The following is a 21,977-nucleotide window of genomic DNA, read 5'->3' on the forward strand; positions in this document are numbered from 1 at the left end:
TATATATCCTGATTTCAGGTTGTATCAGTGATTACGAATCAAGGATAACGAATCAATGTTGAACGTGATTAGCCTTCTTTTAACTCTATCTCTAACTGCTTAGCGACCGCTTCTGGTGAGCTACTATTACGAGCAAACAAGCTATAAGCAACGGGAATAACGATTAAGGTAAAGAAGGTTGCCAGTAAAATGCCTGATAACACCACGACTCCAATAACAAAACGAGTTTCAGCCCCTGCACCACTGGATAACACTAATGGAATAGCCCCTGCCGCAGTCGTAATACCGGTCATTAGAATAGGTCGTAATCGTTGAGTCGAAGCCTGCAAAATCGCTTGTTGAAATTCAACACCACGGTCTCGTAATTGATTGGCAAACTCAACGATTAAAATACCGTTTTTAGCCGCCAAACCAACCAGCATGATAATGCCAATTTGACTGTAAATATTAATACTCTGGCCGGTAAACCATAACCCAATTAACGCCCCTAACGTTGCTAACGGAACGGTTAACATGATCACCATAGGATGAATATAGCTTTCAAACTGAGCTGCGAGCACTAAAAATACAATACCTAATGCGAGTAAAAAGACAAAGTTCATCGAGTTACCCGACTCTTGGTAATCTAACGATGGCCCTTTATAACTTATCACCGCTTCTGCAGGCAAATAAGTTGTAGCAAGATCATTGAGATAATCTAACGCTTCACCCAGAGTATAATCATCGGCCAAATTGGCCTCTAAGGTAATAGCACGCATACGATTGTAACGATTTAACGAGCTGGCATCGGCAAACTCTTCAATCGAGACTAAGTTCGATAACGGGATCAGTTCTTGCGAACGATCCGAACGAACGTAAAGATTCTGCATATCCGTAGCAGTACTTTGATTGTCACGATTACCTTCGACAATCACATCATACTCTTCACCATCGCGCATAAAGGTTGTCACCAAGCGCGATCCAAGCATCGACTCTAATGTTCGGCCAATATGCGCAATTGATACCCCTAAATCTGCTGCACGTTCACGGTCAATCACCACTCTTAACTGAGGCTTGGTTTCTTGGTAATCGTGATCTAAACCAATGAGTTTATGATTTTCTTTGGCTTTCTCGAGCATAATGTCACGCCAATCAGCCAGTTCTTCGTAGCTTGGGCCACCAATCACAAACTGCACAGGTTTTCCCACACCGCGACCAAAGGCTTGGCGCATTATCGGGAATGCACGAATACCGGCTAAATCTGATAGACGATTACGGATATCGACAATAATTTCATTGGCACTGCGACGTTCAGCCCAATCTTCCAAAACGATAATAGCCATACCGTTAGAAAAGTCTGATGCGGTGCCAAAGCCACGAGGAGCGCGGATCAATAAGCGCTTAATATCGCCACTTTCAACCAAAGGCATTAAGCGGCCTTCAACTTCATCCATGTATTTTTCAATGTATTCAAAGCTGGCACCTTGAGGTCCATTGACCATTAAAAACATCGAGCCACGGTCTTCTTGTGGAGCAAATTCTTGAGGGATTTTATTCAATAAAAAACCACTTAATGCAAACGAGATTAATACGATTAATGACACTAATACAGGTCGCTTAACCCCTGCTTGCAAGCTTATCAAATACCAGCCCGATATCTTGCTCATCATTTTATCGATTTGTTTAACCAGCCAAGGATCTTGTGTTGCAGGCTTTAATAACTTTGAGCACATCATCGGGCTTAATGTTAACGCCACAATACTGGAAAAAATCACAGCCGCACTCATGGTGACCGCAAATTCTTTAAACAGCTTGCCTAAATCGCCCTCTAAGAAGGTAATAGGCATAAATACAGCTACCAGTACCAAAGTCGTTGCCACGATGGCAAAACCCACTTCACGCGCACCTAGAAAGGCTGCTTTAAGCGGAGAATCACCTTCTTCAATCCGTCGATGAATATTCTCTAACATCACAATGGCATCATCAACCACCATACCAATCGCCAGGATCATCGCTAATAGGGTCAGTAAGTTGATGGTATACCCTAGTGCATATAGCACTATAAACGTCCCCATTAAGGATACGGGCACAGTGATGGCTGGAATTAACATCGCCCTCACCGAGCCTAAAAACAAGTAAATAACAATAATCACTAACACCATGGCGATAAACAGTGTTTGATAAACCTCATCAATAGAAGCTTCAATAAACACCGAGCTGTCGTATGAGCGTTTGATCTCCATGCCTGCTGGCAATGTGGGGTTAAGTTTGTCTACCAACGCATTAGCAGCGCGTGCCACTTCAAGGGTGTTAGCGGTAGATTGCTTACTGACCCCTAAACCAATCATTGCCTCTTTGTTACCTCGGAAAATAATCCGCTCTTCCTCGGAGCCGATTTCTACCTTGGCAACATCGCTTAATTTAACTAAATAACCATCATCGCCCTGCATGATCACCAAGTTAGAAAAATCTTCCGCCGTTTTAAATACCCTGTCTAGGCGTACAGTAAAATGACGTTCTTTGGATTCAATAGAACCCGCTGGTAACTCAACGTTTTCAGAACGTAATGCAGCTTCGACATCAGATACCGTTAGGTTGCGCGATGCTAATGCTTGGCGATCGATCCAAATTCGCAGCGCATACACTTTGCCGCCACCTAAACGTAACGTTGACACGCCATCGATAACTGAAAATCTATCCACTAAATAACGATTTGCGTAATCAGTTAGCTGCAAGATATCCATTTGGTCGGACACCAAATTGAGCCACATAATGACTTCATCACTGCCGTTAGCTTTGTAAATTGAGGGAGCATCAGCTTCTTCAGGAAGCTGTTCTAATAAACCTGAAATACGATCACGAACATCATTGGTCGCGGCTTCGATATCTCGATTAATATCAAATTCAATGGTAACGCTTGAACGGCCATCACTGCTTGACGAACTTATATGACGGATGCCTTCAACACCACTTATCCTATCTTCGATAAGTTGAGTGATTCGACTTTCAACCACAGAAGCACTGGCGCCACGGTAACTGGTCTCGACCGACACAATTGGCGGATCGATATTTGGATATTCCCGCAAGGGTAATTTATCGAATGATACCAAGCCTAAAACAATCAACAAGATACTAATAACAGATGCAAAAACAGGCCGTTTAACCGATAAGTCAGTTAATATCATGCTGACGTCTCCATGCCTTCTACTTGCGCAAACTTAAAGTTTTCTGCTTGCTCAACTTGAACTTTATCTCCTGGTCGAACTTTTAAAATACCGCGAATAATCACTTGTTGATCAACCTTAAGCCCGTCGGTTATTTCAACCCAGCCACGAGTCCGGCTGCCTAAAGTTACCTGCTGCTGTTCAACAACATTTTCAGCATTTACTACATAAACAAAATGCTTATTTTGAATAGGAATAATTGCGGCTTCAGGTAATAGTAATGCTTCACGACTTTGCTTAATAAGGCGCACTTTCATCAACATGCCGGGCAGTATCTTAAAATCATCATTAGGCATTACCGCGCGTACCACTACCGCTCGAGTATCTGGGTTAACGCGGCTATCAATCGAAGTAACAACGCCTTTAAATATCTGGTCGGGATACGCAACCGCTTTGGCTTCAACGAGTTTGCCTGGTTGTAATTCTTGAATAAAACGCTCTGGCACAGAAAAATCTAATTTAATTTTACTCACATCGTCTAGGGTACTAATTTGCTCACCTGGGGTCACTAAGCTACCCACACTCACTTGGCGTAAACCTAATTTACCTGAAAATGGTGCTTTAATTGCGCGGTCTTCTAGCGCAGCTTTAGCCTGCGCAACTTCTGCACGAGTGGTATCAATTAAACTTTGTAAGCGGTCACGCTCTAATTCAGCAATCGTTTTGCTGGTGACCAATGTACGAATACGATCTAATTCACGTAGATTTTCAACTAACTTAATTTCGGTTACGGCTACTTTTGCTTTATGTTCATCATTTCTCAGTTGTACTAATAACGCCCCTTTTTCAACTAAATCGCCATCGTTGAAATTAATACTAGTGACAATTTCAGTGATTTTGGATGTAACGATAATAGACTCATAGGCTTTACCCGTACCCAATGCTTCGACTTCATCACGAATAGGCATAATCGCCACCTTGGCAACCACAACATTAGGTATGGGTCTTGGACGTTGAACTATCGCTTCTTTAGGAGACAGTAAATAGTAAGCCGACAGTGCAGCTAGCACTATGGCGATCAGTACGATTATCTTTTTCATTTCGAGTCCGTAACCATCAAAGGTTGCATGAATTATATATATGATTTTCTATTTAATGTGATTGTACTTAGCAATAAATCCACATCAAGTTGTTTTACTTTTGCTTACAAATTACGAACAGATTAAACAAATAGTTCACCCTTGGTAAATATGCATTTTATTCACATTTTTAGCGTTATTTATTCATATTTGGATATTTATACGCATTATTTGAATATTTAAACAATGAAAATCCAAACTGTTCGACACATGCTGTGACAAATCGTGTTTGGCTTCAGATTCAATCGGGGCATATGTTGCCAGGGATAACGGCTATAAATTTGTACTGCCTAATATTGTTATTGCTCAACAATAAAGCCTGTATGTTAGAGATACTACTTGAAATGGATAATTCAAACTGGGTTGATAGGTGCTGAATAGCGTCCTATTGAATCGAATAAAAATGGTAACTTGCAAATGAGCAAAATAAAAAGAGACGCTCGATGCGTCTCTTTCCTGCTTAATTACCTAACCATAAACCTTAACGGACTTTACGGTCTTCTTGCATTAGATCAGAGATAATTTTGTACACTTCGGTAATAGACTCATCCGATAACGGTTTGTCTTCTACATCATGCAGTAATATTTTAGTCTGATTAGCATCATCAGTTTCTTTAAGCAGTAAACGATAATTGCCTTTTTTCAATGACAATTTTTCTTCGCTCCACAAAGAGCTCCAGAAACCACCGCTTTCTTCTAAATTAATATAAAACAGGCCTTTGCTGTTATCAGTATCAACAACATCAAAACCCATTTCCGGTAATACTAGGCGTAAACGATCCCATACCGACTTATAGTTTGCTTCGGCTAACCAATAAGCAGATTCTGTAGCGTTAGTGACTAAATCAACTTTAATACCAAGGCTTTGCTCAATTCGTGCAGCACGGATAGATTGATCACGTTTAATGCTCATATAAGCAATAGCATTATTTAGCATATCAGTGGTATAACGACGTTTGTCTTCACCGCTTAATAAAATTTTCTGATCTTTATCATCGTAAAACTCTTGATGCTCAACTAAATCAATCGACACAGAACCAGAACGGCCATGTGGTTTCACATCAACTTGGTAACGATAACGCTGACGCAGTTGATAAACCTTGTCACTGCCCCACCAATTAGATTCAATGATTTCATCATTTTCAATCCAATCTGTTTCAATAAAACCAGCGCTCAGGTCTTCGCTACGAACAGCGATGTTATTTTTGCTTAGATAACCATCAATGACATCAAAAATTTCTTGTTTTAAATCAGTAGTACTTTCAATCGATTCAATCACCACACGAATACTATCACTGCTTTCTTCGATGTGTGTGCCTTCAGCCATTGGCAATACTTGCAATGGCGCACGGATATCAAGATTATTGCCTACAAGCTGCTTGTTAACGTTATTACCAACAGCAGGTATGTCATATTCTTTGCTATAAGTAGGCGTATTCAAGTCCTGTGGGATCGTCAATAATGGCGTAGTTTCAGCATTAACGAAATCATCATTACCATTGGCCTGACGGCGATCTAATGGCGTACTGCAAGCTGATACAGCTGCAACAAGGAGTAACGGAGTGACTTTCTTTAACATGAATTTATTTTACCTCAATATGAGCTTGTTTCATTGTTTCTATTAACAGACCATGAAACTGCTCAGAAAGTTCAGTTAAAGGTAAACGAATATGACCATTAGCTATCAAACCCATTCGATGAACAGCCCATTTCACTGGAATTGGGTTGGCTTCACAAAATAACGAGCGATAAATACCCGTTAATGGTTGATCGATTGATTCAGCTAATTGTGCATTTTTGGCTAATGCAGCATCACACATGGCTTTAAACGCATGTGGAACAATATTATTTGCCACTGAAATCACGCCATTACCGCCCAGCAATAAAAACTCACGTGCTGTGGCATCATCGCCGCTATAAAGTAAAAAGTCTTCACCACAAAGTTCACGTAAACGCGCAACACGGCTTAAATCACCGGTGGCTTCTTTTACACCAATAATATTACTGACACTTGATAATTCAGCCACAGTTTCTGGTTTCATATCAACAGCAGTACGGCCTGGTACATTATAAAGAATTTGAGGAATATCAGTACTTGCAGCAACCGCCGTATAATGGGCAATTAATCCCTTAGGCGACGGTTTATTGTAATAAGGAGTCACGCCAAGCATGGCGACAACACCCGATTTTTGCATTGATTTGGTTAACTCAATCGCTTCTGCAGTGGCATTGGCGCCATTACCACCAATCACAGGAATACGACCTGATGCAAACTTAACAGTTTGGCTAACAACAGCCGCATGCTCTGTCATAGGCAGAGTTGCAGACTCGCCTGTAGTACCGACCGCGACAATGGCATCAGTACCTTGTTCAATATGGAACTCAACAAGTCTTTCAAGACTTGCATAATCTACTGTGCCATCACTATTCATTGGTGTGATTAAGGCTACGATGCTTCCGTTTATCATCTATCTTCCCCACGGTTTCAGGATTCGCTATGTTACTGATGCCAACCACTAATGACAAGCTCTACGGTAACCATAATCTGAAATAAGTCATTTATGCTATTTAATGCAGCGTAACCTAGCATCTTTGAAGCCATAGCGCTAAAAAATAATCACATTTATGTGAGTGATATAGGTTACTATATTGAGGTGTTTTAGTGAAAAATGATAGCATTAGCACCCGCACCAAAACTGACATGCTTCGGCATAAGTTTTCGCTCTAAGATATCAAAAAGTGAGGAAAATCCATGACCAATTATCTGGTCGTTACGGCAATGGGCGCAGACCGCCCAGGATTAGTGAGTCGTTTAGCGCGTTTAGCAAGTGATTGTGATTGCGATATAGTCGACAGTCGTATGGCATTATTTGGTAATGAATTTACCCTAATTATGATGATATCTGGCTCCTGGTCAGCTATAACAAAAATTGAAAGCTTATTGCCTGTGCTGAGTGTAGAACTTGAACTCATGACGGTCATGAAGCGAACGTCCAAACATACCCCAAAAAACTTTGTGTCTCGTATTGAAGTGATATTCAATGGTGAAGACCAACGCGGAACCATGAAGAGCATTACCCAGTTTTTGGCCGAAAGAGGCCTCGACTTAGCAGCTGTGCGCTCCCATGCGGATGACAATGATAGTCTTAAAACTCAGTCTATTTTATTAGCAATCAATATCCCTGATAAAATCAACCTATTGAAGCTTGAACAAGGTATTCATGAACTGGCCGAGTCTATGTCTCTAGAGTGCAGCATCAAGCGCATGCAGGGTATTGCCGCGCCATAACTACTCAGTTCACCTCTCGTTGATGTGAACCTTGTACGTGCTGATAACGTAATATTTGCATCTTATCTGATAAAGGATCAATCATGAACACATTAAACGTTGGTGATACTGCACCAAATTTTACTCTGCAAAATCAAGCAGGCGAAGCGGTATCACTGCAAGACACCTTGTCTAAAGGTCCTGTGCTAGTGTATTTCTACCCTAAAGCATCAACTCCTGGTTGCACAGTGCAAGCACAAGGCCTGCGCGATATCAAAACACAACTTGATGGTTTGAAGGTGACAGTATTCGGCATTAGCCCAGATCCTGTGGCTAAACTGGCCAAATTTGCCGACAAACAACAACTCAACTTCACGTTACTCAGTGATGAAGACCATGCGGTTGCTGATGGTTTTGGCGTATGGGGAGAGAAAAAATTTATGGGTAAAATTTACGATGGCATTCATCGCTTAAGTTTTATCGTCGGTACTGATGGCAAAATCAGCCATGTGTTGAATAAATTCAAAACCAAAGATCACCATGAAGTGGTTCTTGCCACGTTAGCTAAGTAATTTACTAGAGGTTTCTTCCTCCGATAAGTTTTACGCTTCATGAAGTAATAAAAAGGGCTTAGCAATTTATTGCTAAGCCCTTTTTAGTGACTGCTATTTCAAATATCGACACCTAACCGTTAACGCCTAAGCGCTAACATTTACACCGTTTTAGTATCGCTCGATTGCTGTGGCTTTTCTTCGTCGGCTGCAGTCTCTGCATCACTCGGCTCACTTGCAGCGCTTGCAGCTTGTTTAGCCTTCTCTTGCGCGGCTAACTCTTTGGCTAGAATAGCTGTTTCTTGCTTCACTAATGCAGCCTCTTCATCAGCTAATAAGCGGGCTTTTTCTTGTTGTTCAAATAGCGCTAGCTCTTCTTCTTTACGGCGTGCTTTTTCAATAGTGCGTTGCTCGGCTTCTTGTGCTTCGCGAACAGCTCTTGCTTCAGCGGCCACTTTTGCTTCTGCTTCGGCGGCTATTTTAGCTTGGCGGTCGGCTTCGTCATCTAATGCTCGTTGAATAACAGCTTGGTCTTGCGCTTCTTGTGGCAATAAGCTTATTAACTCTATACCCACTGGTAACACTATCGTTTCAACACCAGATATGACTTTAACCTTGCCTTCTTTAGTTAAATAAACCAATGGCATAGCTGTGTCACCATAACGCTTTTTGAAATGGTCATAGGTAAAGTTTTCAGTAATATTGGTAATTTTTAATACCGCGCCTTTAGCCATTAAACTGGCAATTTTGGCGTAAGATATATTCTCACCAAATAAACATAAGCGCTTGAGATAAGATTCAGACAACTGATGACGAGCACTGGCGCTGTCAGCGTTGTTTAAACCATAGACTTTTTCGGTGCCCATTAAATCTTGAAAGTGAAACGTCACCAACGGATTTAATTGACGGTATGGTGACATCACAAGCACTCGACCAATACCACTTAAGTCCATGAAATTAGATGCATGCTCTGACGCTGGGTTACCAAAATACACCGGAATATTGTCCATGCGCGCTTGGCGAATGCTATCCCAGTTGTTATCCGCAAGAATCACTTTAATATTTTTCGAAATTAAAATAGAAGCTAATTCACGCGAGAATTTAGACGCGCCAAAGATTAACACTCCTTGATTAGAGCCCTCTTTCACGCCTAAAAACTTAGCCCAACGACCGGCAGTTAAGCTTTGAATCACCACGGTACCAATAATAATTAAGAATACTAACGGTACAATTGAACTGGCACCTTCTAAGCCAACTGTTTCAAGTTTTATGGCAAATAATGATGAAATAGCTGCTGCAACAATACCGCGAGGCGCAACCCAACTTAAAAACCACTTATCTTTAGACGACAAATTGGTGCCTAAGCCTGAAATCCAAATACTGAGTGGACGAGCAATAAACATCGCTACTAAAAGCACCCCGACACCACCAAGTCCTAGATCAAGCATGGCGCCAGAATCCAGGCGTGCCGCCAACAAAATAAACAACGCAGAAATCAGTAGTACAGTTAGGGTTTCTTTAAATTCTAAAATGTCAGCAATATCAACGCCGCGCATGTTTGCTAACCAAATACCCATTACCGTTACCGTTAACAGGCCAGACTCTTCTTGTAAAATGTTCGAACCAACAAAAATACCCAGCATAATGGTTAATACTGCGGTGTTGCGTAAGTAATGCGGGAACAAGTTTTTACGGATAGCTAAACCCGTTAAGTAACCGCCTGCTGCACCTAAGCCAAAACCGAGCACTAAGGTTAAGCCTAATGCATTTAATACGTGTGTGGTTGGGTCGGCTGTAACGGCGATATATTCAAATACCAATACAGCAAGTAACGCACCGATAGGATCAATAACGATGCCTTCCCAGCGTAATATACTGGCTAAATTTGATTTAGGTTGCACCGTACGCAACATAGGCACAATAACGGTTGGACCTGTCACCACCACTAATGCGCCAAATAACATGGCAATTGCCCAGTCAAAGCCAAGCAAATAATGCGCCGCAGGTGCAATGCACGCCCAGGTAATAAATGCGCCGATGGTGACAAGGTGGGTCACCATTCGTCCGTGCTCTTTAATTTCTTTAAAGTTAAGTGTCAGCGCACCTTCAAACAGGATGACCGCAACACCTAACGAAATAATAGGAAACAATAAATCACCAAAGATCTCATCTGGGTCTAATATTCCTAATCCTGGCCCTAACAGTAAACCACATAATAAAAGTGGTAAAATTGCTGGCAGACGTAACTTCCAACCAACCCATTGACACAAAAGCGATAACACACCGATTAATGCCAGCATGCCTGTAATGTGTTCAACCATAATTGTTTCCTTTTGTATTGCTATCATTGCCAATGACTAACTTAAAATAAGCAATGCGACTCACGTTAATATCGTGCTCTAAATGCATTCAACTCGACTGTTTTATAACAACTTAATCAGCCAAATCATCAATTGATGATTAATCTATTGTGATTAATCAATCTTCTATTAATCGATAAAACCTACTGATATTTCCTTTTATTACATCATAATTACATGATGCTTATATGTCTGAACCCGTAAAAAGCAGCTGACAAAATTCAGCATATAACATACTAATTTAACAATAGGATCAAGACTTTTTTTGACCAATATCACATTTTATATCTTTTGGATATTTTTAGGATAAACATCTGATTTACATAAGCAAAAGGCAATATAAGTTTAAATGCTAATCAATTGTTTTTTATCTATTAATCCCGTAAAAACAAAAACCTCAGCAAAAGCTGAGGTTTTATTTGTAACATATACATAACGTGATTATTGTGGAATGCTCACCTTACCTTCCATTAATACTCGCGCACTTCGGCTCATAATAGCCTTTTTAACTTGCCATTGACCTTGCACTAACACCGCTTGAGCACCAACGCGTAGCGTGCCAGATGGATGACCAAAACGAACCGCACTCAGCTCACCACCGCCAGCAGCCAAATTAACTAATGTGCCAGGAATCGCCGCGGCAGTGCCAATGGCCACTGCTGCTGTGCCCATCATCGCATGATGCAGTTTACCCATAGAAAGGGCCCGCACGACCAGATCGATATCGTCAGTATTAACCGCTTTGCCACTGGATGAAATATAACCCGCAGCAGGCGCAACAAAAGCCACTTTAGGGGTATGTTGACGAGCAGCCGCTTCATCAATATGGTTGATTAAGCCCATTTTTACCGCACCATAAGCCCGAATAGTTTCAAACATGGCTAAGGCTTTATCGTCATTATTAATGTCATCTTGCAACTCAGTACCTTGATACTGAATATCGGCTGCATTAATAAAAATGGTTGGAATGCCCGCATTAATCATGGTGGCGTTAAAGGTCCCGACGCCTGGTACGTCAAGTGCATCGACCACGTTACCTGTAGGAAACATAGCGCCATCACCGTCGGCAGGATCTAAAAACTCCACTTGCACTTCAGCTGCGGGAAACGTCACACCATCAAGTTCAAAATCACCGGTTTCTTGTACTTCACCGTTGGTAATAGGGACATGAGCAATAATGGTTTTATGAATATTGGCTTGCCAAATACGCACAATTGCGGTGCCATTTTCAGGCACTCGGCTTGGATCGATTAAACCATGACTAATGGCAAATGAACCGACCGCCGCGGTTAAATTACCGCAGTTTCCGCTCCAATCAACAAACGGCTTATCAATCGATACTTGACCAAATAAATAATCAACATCGTGATCAGCTTGAGTACTTTTGGATAAGATAACCGTTTTACTGGTACTTGACGTTGCTCCGCCCATACCATCGGTGTGTTTACCGTAAGGATCGGGACTGCCAATAACACGCAATAATATTGCATCACGAGCTGCACCAGCCACTTGAGCGGCTGCAGGCAAGTCAGTCAGGCTGAAAAACACCCCTTTACTGGTGCCGCCGCGCATATAAGTCGCTGGAATTTTCATTTGTGGTAAATGAGCCATCACATATTCCTAAAATAACAAAAGACCAAAGCGGCAGCCCATCAATAAGCTTATAAACTGCCGATTAAGTAAGGCACTAACACTAGGTTATTGCCAAACCAACACTCACTTATTACCCCGAATTATGGTTAATTAGTTTCGTTGGCTAAAAAGTCCTGAGCAAAACGTTGTAATACACCGCCCGCTTCATAAATTGACAACTCTTCGGCAGTGTCAACACGACACTTAACAGGAATGGTCACTTGTTCACCGTTTTTGCGGGTCATGATCACATTTAACATTGCGCCCGGATTACGATCACCTACAACATCATAGGTTTCCGTGCCATCGATATTATAAGTATGTCGATTATGGCCTGCAGTGAACTCTAGCGGTAGCACACCCATACCGACTAAGTTAGTACGGTGAATACGCTCAAAGCCTTCAGCAACAATCACTTCAACCCCAGCAAGACGCACGCCTTTTGCCGCCCAGTCACGTGACGAACCTTGGCCATAGTCTGCACCAGCAATAATAATCAGTGGTTGCTTACGTTCCATATAGGTTTCAATCGCTTCCCACATGCGAGTGACTTGGCCTTCAGGCTCTATGCGCGCAAGTGATCCTTGCTTAACCTTGCCGTTTTCCTGCACCATTTCGTTAAACAGTTTAGGGTTAGCAAAGGTGGCACGCTGCGCAGTTAAGTGATCGCCACGATGAGTGGCATAAGAGTTAAAATCAGCTTCTGGCAAGCCCATTTTATCTAGGTATGCCCCTGCCGCACTGTCGAGCATAATCGCATTTGACGGCGATAAATGATCGGTAGTGATATTGTCACCGAGTACGGCTAATGGACGCATACCTTTCATGGTGCGCTCACTCGCCAAAGCTCCGTCCCAATAAGGTGGGCGGCGAATATAAGTACTTTGTGGACGCCAATCATATTGCGGATTTACGTGAGTGCCATACTCGACTTTAATGTCGAACATTGGCTCATAGACTTTACGGAATTGCTCAGGCTTAACGCTTGCTTTAACAACTGCATCGATTTCTTCATCGGTTGGCCAAATATCTTTTAACGTGACAGCTTGACCTTGGTTATCGATACCTAAGATATCTTTTTCAATATCAAAACGAATCGTACCGGCAATGGCATAAGCAATGACCAAAGGTGGTGATGCTAAAAAGGCTTGTTTAGCATAAGGATGAATACGGCCATCAAAGTTACGATTGCCCGACAACACTGCGGTAGCGTATAAGTCGCGATCAATCACTTCTTGTTGAATAACCGGATCAAGCGCGCCGCTCATGCCGTTACACGTGGTACAGGCAAAACCGACAATACCAAAACCTAAGTTTTCAAGCTCAGGCAATAAACCTGCTTCTTCTAAATACAATTGCACCGCTTTAGAACCAGGCGCAAGCGATGATTTCACCCAAGGTTTACGTAATAAACCACGAGCATTAGCATTGCGAGCCAATAGACCTGCGGCAATCATATTGCGTGGGTTACTGGTGTTAGTACAACTGGTAATAGCGGCAATAATCACTGCACCATCGGGCATTTTACCGGGTTCGTTTTCAACCACACCACTAATGCCACGCGCCGCTAATTCAGATGTCGGCACGCGACTGTGTGGATTAGACGGGCCGGCAATGTTACGGCCAACAGATGACAAGTCAAAGTGCAATACTCGCTCATACACAGCATTAGTTAAGGTATCAGCCCATAAACCCGCTTGTTTGGCATAGGTTTCAACTAGTTTAACTTGTGCATCTTCACGACCGGTTAACGTTAGATAATCGATAGTTTGTTTATCGATATAAAACATCGCCGCGGTGGCGCCGTATTCAGGCGTCATGTTAGTAATAGTGGCGCGATCGCCAAGGGTTAAATGGGTGGTCCCTTCGCCATAAAACTCAAGATACGATGACACCACTTTTTGCGCTCGCAAGTATTCAGTTAACGCCAGAACAATATCGGTAGCAGTAATGCCAGGTTGTGGCTTACCCGTGACTTCAACACCAACAATTTCCGGTAAACGCATGTATGAGGCACGGCCGAGCATGACGCTTTCGGCTTCTAAACCGCCCACACCAATGGCTATAACGCCTAACGCATCAACATGAGGTGTATGACTGTCGGTGCCCACTAAGGTGTCAGGAAACGCCACACCATTTTGAGCATGCACCACTGGCGACATACGCTCTAAGTTAATTTGATGCATGATGCCGTTACCCGGTTGGATAACATCAACGTTTTTAAATGCCGTTTTGGTCCAATTGATGAAATGGAAACGGTCTTCATTACGGCGGTCTTCAATGGCGCGGTTTTTCTCAAACGCGTCTTTTTCAAAACCAGCATGCTCTACAGCCAGCGAGTGATCGACAATCAATTGAGTCGGTACTACTGGATTCACTTTTGAGGGGTCACCGCCTTTTTCAGCAATCGCATCACGCAGACCCGCTAAGTCGACTAATGCGGTTTGGCCTAAAATATCATGACAAACCACACGGGCTGGATACCACGGAAAATCAAGGTCATTTTTACGTTCAATCAGCTGCTTTAACGAATCAATAAGCATATCTGGCGAACAACGACGAACTAAGTTCTCGGCAAACACACGAGAACAATAAGGTAGTTTGGCATAGGCACCAGGCTCAATCGCATCAACAGCCTCTTGGGTGTCAAAATAATCTAATTGGGTGCCAGGTAAGGCTTTACGGTATTGAGTATTCATAACTTCATCCACAATAAATATGAAAGGAATAAGCGCTAATCTATATCGAAAAAAGCCGAGTCATCATAACGAGACTCGGCATGCTGATTAACGTTGGCTAATAGGCGCCACTTTACGAGGCTCACTGCCCACATAATCTGCACTTGGACGAATAATGCGGTTGTTCGATCGCTGCTCCATTACATGTGCAGCCCAACCGGTTAAACGTGAACAAACGAAGATTGGCGTAAATAACTTAGTTGGAATGCCCATAAAATGATAAGCAGAGGCATGGAAGAAATCTGCATTACAGAATAAGTTTTTGGTGTCCCACATAAACTCTTCACACGCGACAGAAATGTCATATAAAGAGGTGTCACCGTTTTCATGGGCCAGCTTTTCAGACCACTTTTTGATAATCACATTACGTGGATCAGACACGCTATAAATAGCATGACCAAAGCCCATGATTTTTTCTTTACGTTCTAACATCAATGCCATTTGTACTTTAGCATCGGCTGGCGAGCTGAACTTTTGAATCATGTCCATCGCCGCTTCATTAGCACCACCGTGCAGTGGACCACGTAATGAACCGATCGCACCAGTAACACAAGAATACATATCCGATAAAGTTGAGGCACATACACGCGCGGTAAAGGTTGATGCGTTGAACTCATGCTCTGCATACAAAATCAACGACACATCCATTACACGGCGATGTTGCGCTGACGGCGTTTCACCGCGAAGCAGTTTAAGAAAATGTCCACCCAAAGAATCTTCATCTGTGGTGCAATCAATCTCAACACCGTCATGAGTGTAACGGTACCAATAACACATGATGGCCGGAAATGCGGCTAATAAGCGGTTCGACGCTTTGTGTTGCTGAGTGAAATCGACTTCTGGCTCAAGGTTACCTAAAAACGAGCAACCAGTTCGCATAACATCCATTGGATGAGCATCAGCAGGAATTAATTTTAATACCGCTTTTAGTGCATCGGGTAAATCACGCTGCGCTTTTAATTCTGCTTTATATGCAGTTAGCTGAGCCTGGTTTGGTAACTCGCCGTTAAATAATAAATAAGCGACTTCTTCAAAGGTAGCGTTATCAGCTAAATCAGAGACATCGTAACCGCAGTACGTTAGGCCTGAACCTGATTTACCGACAGTACATAATTTTGTTTCGCCAGCACTCTGACCGCGTAATCCTGCGCCTGATAATTTCTTGTCTACCATGATATCTTCCTTCTTATGCTTTTCGCGATTTAACCATGCTAAATCGCGATTGTAGGGTATTGTTATTTTAGTTGTAATCGAGTCTTGCTGTCGTACTGAGGCCGTTATTTATTTTTGCCTTCGGCAAACAAACTGTCTAATTTTTGTTCATAATCGTGATAACCCAAATAGTCGTATAAATCCATACGAGTTTGCATGGTATCTACCACTGCTTTTTGGTCGCCATCGGTTAAAATAGCACTGTAAACATTTTCAGCTGCTTTGTTCATCGCACGGAATGCACTCAATGGGTATAACACCATTGCCGCGCCCCACTCGCCTAATTGTTGCTTATTCCATAATTCAGTTTGGCCAAACTCAGTAATGTTAGCCAAAATAGGCACATCTAATGCTTCAGCAAAGGCGCGGTAATGCTCTTCAGTTTTAATTGCTTCAGCAAAAATACCGTCAGCACCCGCTGCCACGTACGCTTTAGCACGCTCGATAGCGGCTTCTAACCCTTCTTGAGCAAACGAGTCAGTACGCGCCATAATGAAAAAATCTGGGTCGGTACGGGCATCAACCGCCGCTTTAATGCGGTCGACCATTTCTTCTACTGGAACTATTTCTTTATTTGGACGATGACCACAACGCTTTTGCGCCACTTGGTCTTCCATGTGTACCGCTGCAGCGCCGGCCTTTTCCATATCACGAATGGTCTTGGCAATATTAAATGCCCCGCCCCAACCCGTATCAATGTCCACCAGCAAAGGTAAGTCACAGGCTGAAGTAATTCGTTGCACATCAACCAGTACATCATTGAGTGATGTCATGCCTAAGTCGGGTAAACCATAAGAGGCGTTAGCCACACCGCCACCAGACAAGTAAATGGCCTGATGACCAATTTGCTTTGCCATCATGGCGGCATAAGCATTAATGGTACCGACAATTTGCAGTGGTTTGTTGTTAGCTAATGCTTGACGAAATTTTTTACCTGCGCTCATGATATTTTCCTTATATGCAATTATGACCGTGGGCGTAACACGCCACACGCAAGACATTACGATAATTTGTGTTCGATATTATTTTTAGAATACATAATATGGCGACGCATCAGCATTTCAGCCAATTCTGCATCACGATTTAAAATGGCCTGAACAATGTGTTTGTGTTCATCATAAGCGGTGGTCACACGCGGACCCGCCATGCCAAGTTGTACGCGATACATGCGCACTAAATGATAAATGCCATCAAACAGCATTGAAATTAGGTGTTTGTTTTTACTGCCTAAAATAATCCGATAATGAAAATCGACATCACCGGCTTCTTGATAATAAGACTCGCCCCCTTTGACCTCGTCAAAGTGAGATTGTAATAAACGGTTTAAATCGGCAATTTCGTCATCGGTCATGTTCTTTGCCGCTAAACGTGCCGCCATGCCTTCGAGTGATTCACGCACTTGATACAGTTCTATCAACCCTTGTGGAGATAACGCCACCACACGAGCGCCTACGTTGGCTTTACGCTCAACAATATGACACGACTCTAAGCGGTTAATGGCTTCACGGATCACGGCTCTACTCACTGCATACTTTGTCGACAATTCAGTTTCGCTCAATTTAGAGCCGGCCTGAATACGACCTTCGACTATATCGTCTCTAAGGGCTACAAAGGTCTTATCTGCAGAAGTAATCGGCTGGATCATATTCATACCTTGGATAATAAAAACTGACATTAAAAAACAGCTACACAAAAAAAGTTGTCGACAATATAGCACCTTTAAATCGTATAACAACCCCAAAAGGCACTTTTTGTCGACAATTAATCCAATTCATCATAAAGCCTTAGCTATTACCAATTTATGACACCACTCAATAAACCTTAAGTCAGCCCATGCTAATATTAGCCACCACGGTATAACTCATCACGCCTTTGTGGTTCGATGATTACTCAGCTATCTGTACACACTATGTTGGGTTACACTCCTCTTTATAAAGTGATTGAGACATCGATTAATCCAACAATAAATAGAGCAATAAATACAATAAGGGTCTCTTGATGAGCCAACATTTAGCCTGCCAACTTGAATTGATCCATTTGTTTGTCCATGTCGTTAATGCCGGTGGTTTTTCATCTGCAGCACAAGAGTTAAAGTTGCCCATTGCCACGGTTAGCCGCAAAATTAGCAAATTAGAACAAAGCCTCAATACTCAGTTGATAATGCGCAGCACCCGTAAACTTCGATTAACTGAAGAAGGTGGGGCGTTATTTGACCGTTACTATAATGTGGTGGCGCAATTTGATCGTATTTGTGGTCAAACTATTAATGAGCCGCAAAGTACCTTACGGATATCGACACCCGTTTCGATAACCTCGATGATATTAATTGAGGCCATCAATGACTTTTCGAAACAACATCCGCACATTCAACTGCACATCACCCAAAATAACAGCACCATTGATTTGATAGATGAAGGAGTCGACGTTGCCATTGTCGGTGGCGCACAACCAGACTCATCTTGGGTATCAACATCGTTGGGAGTATTAAATTACGGCCTGTATGCATCACCTGAGTATGCCAAGCAACTCATTGAGCTTCGCCACCCGCAGCAGCTAGTTGATTATCAGTTAATTAAAGTGTGGCCGCTATTTAACTGGACCTTAAAACATCACAGTGGTGAGCAGTATTATTACGATGGACCCGCTAAATTAACCCTAGGGGATTTACACGGCGCAATACGCGCCGCTGTCGGTGATGGCGGGATTTTATATGGACCAGAATTATTTGTTAAACCACAACTATTGAATCAAGAGCTAGTACCTGTGTTACCTGATTGGGCTGGTGAGCATCGACGTATCAGTATTTTGTATCATCAACGTCGTCAACAGCCATTAAAAGTAAAATTGTTTATTGAGTTTATTCAGCAACGTGCTGCCACTATCTTCGACTTGTTCTAACTCGATTCGATTTTCGATGCTTAGATGCTTAGATGCTTAGATGCTTAGAGTTTGAAGTGAAAGTTAAATCTACATGCGAAGTTGAATTTTAATTGGAATTTGAATTTGAATTTAAATTTGAAACTGAACGTTTTGATTAATATCAGATTACTCTAACTTAAGTGGTGCGATTAATATCGCTATAGTTTAGCGTGATGCCATCGACTGACACACTCAGTCAATGACAACACAAGCAACTAACCGCTATTAACTAACCATTAGTATAAGTACACATTTAAACTACAGGCACCATGAGCCCCCACCACTAATGCTTGCTCAATATCAGCGGTTTTAGACGGACCCGCAATAAATAATCCTAATTCGCCTGGTTGTAGTGCCACCTGTTTAACCGCTTGGTGCATGTTGGCGACAATATTGTCTTTAGCCAACGCCAATATTAGATTTTCACAAATAAAAGGCGTTACTCGATGACTGGGTTGATTAACCCAAATAGCGCCGTTTTCGGCTACACCAAGCTCGCCAGGGATCACGGCATAATCAATATCAGCCAGATCGTGAGCGGTCTCAGGCACTTGGCGATTACCTTTAATATCGTCCAATAACGAGATCACCTGCATATTTTGTTGGATCAATTCATCTACCGCTTGTTGTAACGCAGCTAAACCGCCTTCATGGTGCAGCGTGCCCGCTACTGTGTTTAAACTTGTATTAAATTGGCCAACAAGATCATCATTGTTAGCAACAACATCCATGGCAGGCATAGCATGTTGATCCAAAGCCGATTGCTTTAGTGCAGATAAAATAGTGTGTTTATTCGACATATTAACGGCTCCGATTCTTGTTATACCAGCTGGCAAAGCTAGACTCTGGTGCGACAGGCAACTCACGGTATTTACCCCATGCACCACTAAATGGCTTGAGTAAACTCCCCGGTAATACCCGCAGTGCTAATCTTGCTGCGGACATAGAGGTATTCATTAAGGTTTCATTAGCCATAAAACGGCCCACTAACGGCATATAGCCACCTTTGCCATACGGCAACCTCTTAGCTTCTGCTTTCAACCGACGATGATGGGCAATAATTTTATCTAATGGCACCATCGTTGGGCACACATAAGTACAACTGCCACATAACGTACAGGCCCAAGGAATAGAGTTGGTATCGTCATACTTAGCACCTACCGCAATACCAATAGGACCAGGAATAGTATAGTTGTAGCTATAACCGCCTGAACGGCGATACACAGGACAGGTATTTAAACAGCCGCCGCAACGAATACACTTTAACGATTCAGCTAAAATTTTGTCTTTCATCATCTCAGTGCGACCATTATCAACAATGATCACATGCATCTCGCCGCCCTCTTGTGGGCCACGGTAAAACGATGAATAAGTGGTAATGGGTTGCCCTGTGGCATTACGGGCTAATGTACGCAACAACACCCCAACAGAATCCATATCAGGAACCACTTTATCGATACCCATTGAGTGCAATTGCAACTTTGGCAAGTTAGCGCCCATGTCTGCATTGCCTTCGTTGGTACACACAACAATCGCACCTTGGTCGGCTATCGCCATATTGACACCGGTCATGGCAGCATCTGCAGTAAGGAATTTCTCTCTTAAATGCGCGCGAGCAGCACGGGTTAAATACAGCGGATCAGACTCACCCGCTTTAGTGCCTAACTGTTGATGAAATAACTCGCCTACTTCCTCTTTTTTCATGTGTATAGCTGGGACCACAATATGCGATGGTGGCATATTGGCGAGCTGAATAATTCGTTCACCTAAATCGGTATCAACCACTTCAATGCCGTGGCGTTCTAAATACGGATTCATGTGGCATTCTTCGGTTAACATCGATTTTGATTTAACCAGTTTTTTAACCTTATGTTTCGCTAAAATCCCATGAACAATTTCATTGTGTTGCTGGGCATCGCTAGCCCAATGCACCTTAATGCCATTACTCAAGCATTGTTGTTCAAATTGCTCAAGGTACTGGGCTAAATGGCTCAAAGTATGCAGTTTGAGTTGCGAGCCAAGCAGCCTTAGTTGTTCCCATTCAGGCAAACTGCCTGCAGCGCGATCACGTTTTTCACGTAATGCCCACAGGGCTTTAGAATGCCAATCAACTCGGGTTTCATCGCGACAAAAAATATCAGCTTTATGGGCATGCACCTTAGAACCCGATGCGGTATATAGTTCGGTCATAGTGGCTCCTATAAAGCATCATTAATGATTTGGGCAATGTGACGGGTTTCAATCGGTAATTTTTGACGACGGATCATGCCATCTAAATGCAGCAAGCATGAAGGGTCAAACCCCACGACATACTTAGCACCCGTTGCCGCATGAGCTTGGGCTTTATCTTTACCCATTTTGGCCGACACCGCGCCTTCATCAACCGCAAACGTGCCGCCAAAACCACAACATTCATCAATACGAGCAGGATAGACAATCTCGAGCCCGGCAATGTGACCCAATACCGCTTCCACTTTATTAAAGCGTTGTTTACCCATTTGCTCTGTCGGCGTCGCTAAATTAAGCATACGAATACCATGACAGCTCATTTGCATGCTTATTTTGGCCGCTACAGGGCGGGCAAAAGCTTTAATCGGGGCAATATCGTGCAAAAACTCCGTTAACTCATAAAGCTTACCGATGACCTCTTGGGCTTCTTGGCTGCCATCAAACTCATGGAAGTTTTCTTTAGCCGCCACCAGACAACTGGCAGCAGGACACACAATGGCATCACAATCGACACCTTTAAAAGCGTTGAGTAATTTAAGGGTGGTGTTTTTTGCTTCATCAAAGCAACCCGAGTTTGTCATCGGCTGACCACAACAGGTTTGCCCAGCAGGAAATATGACTTCATGGCCTAACTTTTCTAATAATGTCAGTGTTGCAATGGCCACATCTGGCATCATTTGATTCACTAGACACGGTATAAATAGTGCTATTTTCATAAGTTGGTATTATCCCCAGGCGCGTTATTACACATCGTCTGAGTGAGTTTAAAATCAACTCAGCAATGGC

The 21,977-nt window shown here is 42.7% G+C and carries 16 protein-coding genes; 3 read left to right on the forward strand and 13 right to left on the reverse strand.

Annotation, left to right across the window (positions count from 1 at the left end; genetic code table 11):
• Window positions 1–68: 68 nt before the first annotated feature.
• The 4 genes from AAEY98_RS20725 to dapA form a co-directional block, all read right to left on the reverse strand.
• On the reverse strand, window positions 69–3,164 hold the full coding sequence (locus AAEY98_RS20725) for an efflux RND transporter permease subunit (protein WP_162023019.1): 3,096 nt from the start codon (window positions 3,162–3,164) through the stop codon (window positions 69–71).
• The gene (locus AAEY98_RS20730) at window positions 3,161–4,243 is read right to left on the reverse strand and encodes an efflux RND transporter periplasmic adaptor subunit (RefSeq protein WP_101088413.1); all 1,083 of its coding nucleotides are present in this window, start codon (window positions 4,241–4,243) and stop codon (window positions 3,161–3,163) included. The genes AAEY98_RS20725 and AAEY98_RS20730 overlap by 4 nt, the downstream gene beginning before the upstream one ends.
• A gap of 520 nt (window positions 4,244–4,763) precedes the next feature.
• Window positions 4,764–5,861 carry an NlpB/DapX family lipoprotein gene (bamC, locus tag AAEY98_RS20735; RefSeq protein WP_351019315.1) on the reverse strand — a complete coding sequence of 366 codons (1,098 nt, stop codon included), beginning with the start codon at window positions 5,859–5,861 and terminating at the stop codon, window positions 4,764–4,766.
• A gap of 4 nt (window positions 5,862–5,865) precedes the next feature.
• On the reverse strand, window positions 5,866–6,750 hold the full coding sequence (gene dapA, locus AAEY98_RS20740) for a 4-hydroxy-tetrahydrodipicolinate synthase (RefSeq protein ID WP_101088415.1): 885 nt from the start codon (window positions 6,748–6,750) through the stop codon (window positions 5,866–5,868).
• 284 nt (window positions 6,751–7,034) lie between these two features.
• Here dapA and AAEY98_RS20745 point away from each other — a divergent pair, with 284 nt between their 5' ends.
• Both AAEY98_RS20745 and bcp read left to right on the forward strand, forming a co-directional pair.
• Entirely contained in the window at window positions 7,035–7,571 is a 537-nt protein-coding gene (locus tag AAEY98_RS20745) for a glycine cleavage system transcriptional repressor (RefSeq protein ID WP_101088416.1), read from the forward strand.
• An 83-nt stretch (window positions 7,572–7,654) separates the two neighbouring features.
• The gene (bcp, locus tag AAEY98_RS20750) at window positions 7,655–8,122 is read left to right on the forward strand and encodes a thioredoxin-dependent thiol peroxidase (protein ID WP_101088417.1); all 468 of its coding nucleotides are present in this window, start codon (window positions 7,655–7,657) and stop codon (window positions 8,120–8,122) included.
• A 140-nt stretch (window positions 8,123–8,262) separates the two neighbouring features.
• On the opposite strand, the gene AAEY98_RS20755 is transcribed toward bcp, so the two are convergent.
• The 6 genes from AAEY98_RS20755 to AAEY98_RS20780 all read right to left on the reverse strand — a co-directional run bounded on the left by AAEY98_RS20755 (window position 8,263) and on the right by AAEY98_RS20780 (window position 17,688).
• Window positions 8,263–10,422 (reverse strand): cation:proton antiporter domain-containing protein, encoded by a 2,160-nt coding sequence (locus AAEY98_RS20755; protein WP_351019318.1) that lies wholly within the window; start codon window positions 10,420–10,422, stop codon window positions 8,263–8,265.
• Between the two features lie 480 nt (window positions 10,423–10,902).
• Window positions 10,903–12,072, reverse strand: coding sequence for a 2-methylaconitate cis-trans isomerase PrpF (prpF, locus tag AAEY98_RS20760; protein ID WP_351019321.1), 1,170 nt, complete (start codon window positions 12,070–12,072; stop codon window positions 10,903–10,905).
• A 128-nt stretch (window positions 12,073–12,200) separates the two neighbouring features.
• Window positions 12,201–14,792: a Fe/S-dependent 2-methylisocitrate dehydratase AcnD gene (gene acnD, locus AAEY98_RS20765; RefSeq protein WP_351019324.1), complete on the reverse strand. Its 2,592-nt coding sequence runs from the start codon at window positions 14,790–14,792 to the stop codon at window positions 12,201–12,203.
• Between the two features lie 87 nt (window positions 14,793–14,879).
• Window positions 14,880–16,004: a bifunctional 2-methylcitrate synthase/citrate synthase gene (gene prpC, locus AAEY98_RS20770; protein ID WP_351019327.1), complete on the reverse strand. Its 1,125-nt coding sequence runs from the start codon at window positions 16,002–16,004 to the stop codon at window positions 14,880–14,882.
• A 104-nt stretch (window positions 16,005–16,108) separates the two neighbouring features.
• A complete protein-coding gene (prpB, locus tag AAEY98_RS20775; protein ID WP_011637321.1) occupies window positions 16,109–16,987 on the reverse strand; it encodes a methylisocitrate lyase in 879 nt (292 codons plus the stop codon).
• Between the two features lie 56 nt (window positions 16,988–17,043).
• Window positions 17,044–17,688 carry a GntR family transcriptional regulator gene (locus AAEY98_RS20780; protein ID WP_392342035.1) on the reverse strand — a complete coding sequence of 215 codons (645 nt, stop codon included), beginning with the start codon at window positions 17,686–17,688 and terminating at the stop codon, window positions 17,044–17,046.
• A 353-nt stretch (window positions 17,689–18,041) separates the two neighbouring features.
• Between AAEY98_RS20780 and AAEY98_RS20785 the strand changes: the two genes are divergently transcribed.
• Entirely contained in the window at window positions 18,042–18,941 is a 900-nt protein-coding gene (locus AAEY98_RS20785) for a LysR family transcriptional regulator (RefSeq protein WP_162023012.1), read from the forward strand.
• A gap of 257 nt (window positions 18,942–19,198) precedes the next feature.
• On the opposite strand, the gene AAEY98_RS20790 is transcribed toward AAEY98_RS20785, so the two are convergent.
• The 3 genes from AAEY98_RS20790 to AAEY98_RS20800 are packed head-to-tail and all read right to left on the reverse strand — an operon-like array spanning window position 19,199 to window position 21,907.
• Window positions 19,199–19,762 (reverse strand): LutC/YkgG family protein, encoded by a 564-nt coding sequence (locus AAEY98_RS20790; RefSeq protein ID WP_162023011.1) that lies wholly within the window; start codon window positions 19,760–19,762, stop codon window positions 19,199–19,201.
• Window position 19,763: 1 nt separating this feature from the next.
• Window positions 19,764–21,152, reverse strand: a complete 1,389-nt coding sequence (locus tag AAEY98_RS20795; protein WP_162023010.1) for a lactate utilization protein B — start codon at window positions 21,150–21,152, stop codon at window positions 19,764–19,766.
• Between the two features lie 8 nt (window positions 21,153–21,160).
• Window positions 21,161–21,907, reverse strand: coding sequence for a (Fe-S)-binding protein (locus AAEY98_RS20800; RefSeq protein WP_101088425.1), 747 nt, complete (start codon window positions 21,905–21,907; stop codon window positions 21,161–21,163).
• Window positions 21,908–21,977: the final 70 nt, after the last annotated feature.

Origin of the sequence: Shewanella sp. AC91-MNA-CIBAN-0169 (assembly GCF_040310165.1) — a bacterium.
GTDB lineage: Bacteria > Pseudomonadota > Gammaproteobacteria > Enterobacterales > Shewanellaceae > Shewanella.

What these genes read in the sequence shown, in the direction of transcription:
- AAEY98_RS20730 (WP_101088413.1), bottom strand. Translation starts at nt 4,243, where the DNA reads ATGAAAAAGATAATCGTACTGATCGCCATAGTGCTAGCTGCACTGTCG.
- bcp (WP_101088417.1), top strand. Translation starts at nt 7,655, where the DNA reads ATGAACACATTAAACGTTGGTGATACTGCACCAAATTTTACTCTGCAA.
- AAEY98_RS20785 (WP_162023012.1), top strand. Translation starts at nt 18,042, where the DNA reads ATGAGCCAACATTTAGCCTGCCAACTTGAATTGATCCATTTGTTTGTC.
- AAEY98_RS20795 (WP_162023010.1), bottom strand. Translation starts at nt 21,152, where the DNA reads ATGACCGAACTATATACCGCATCGGGTTCTAAGGTGCATGCCCATAAA.
- AAEY98_RS20780 (WP_392342035.1), bottom strand. Translation starts at nt 17,688, where the DNA reads ATGATCCAGCCGATTACTTCTGCAGATAAGACCTTTGTAGCCCTTAGA.
- acnD (WP_351019324.1), bottom strand. Translation starts at nt 14,792, where the DNA reads ATGAATACTCAATACCGTAAAGCCTTACCTGGCACCCAATTAGATTAT.
- dapA (WP_101088415.1), bottom strand. Translation starts at nt 6,750, where the DNA reads ATGATAAACGGAAGCATCGTAGCCTTAATCACACCAATGAATAGTGAT.
- AAEY98_RS20745 (WP_101088416.1), top strand. Translation starts at nt 7,035, where the DNA reads ATGACCAATTATCTGGTCGTTACGGCAATGGGCGCAGACCGCCCAGGA.
- prpC (WP_351019327.1), bottom strand. Translation starts at nt 16,004, where the DNA reads ATGGTAGACAAGAAATTATCAGGCGCAGGATTACGCGGTCAGAGTGCT.
- AAEY98_RS20725 (WP_162023019.1), bottom strand. Translation starts at nt 3,164, where the DNA reads ATGATATTAACTGACTTATCGGTTAAACGGCCTGTTTTTGCATCTGTT.
- bamC (WP_351019315.1), bottom strand. Translation starts at nt 5,861, where the DNA reads ATGTTAAAGAAAGTCACTCCGTTACTCCTTGTTGCAGCTGTATCAGCT.
- AAEY98_RS20755 (WP_351019318.1), bottom strand. Translation starts at nt 10,422, where the DNA reads ATGGTTGAACACATTACAGGCATGCTGGCATTAATCGGTGTGTTATCG.
- AAEY98_RS20800 (WP_101088425.1), bottom strand. Translation starts at nt 21,907, where the DNA reads ATGAAAATAGCACTATTTATACCGTGTCTAGTGAATCAAATGATGCCA.
- AAEY98_RS20790 (WP_162023011.1), bottom strand. Translation starts at nt 19,762, where the DNA reads ATGTCGAATAAACACACTATTTTATCTGCACTAAAGCAATCGGCTTTG.
- prpB (WP_011637321.1), bottom strand. Translation starts at nt 16,987, where the DNA reads ATGAGCGCAGGTAAAAAATTTCGTCAAGCATTAGCTAACAACAAACCA.
- prpF (WP_351019321.1), bottom strand. Translation starts at nt 12,072, where the DNA reads ATGGCTCATTTACCACAAATGAAAATTCCAGCGACTTATATGCGCGGC.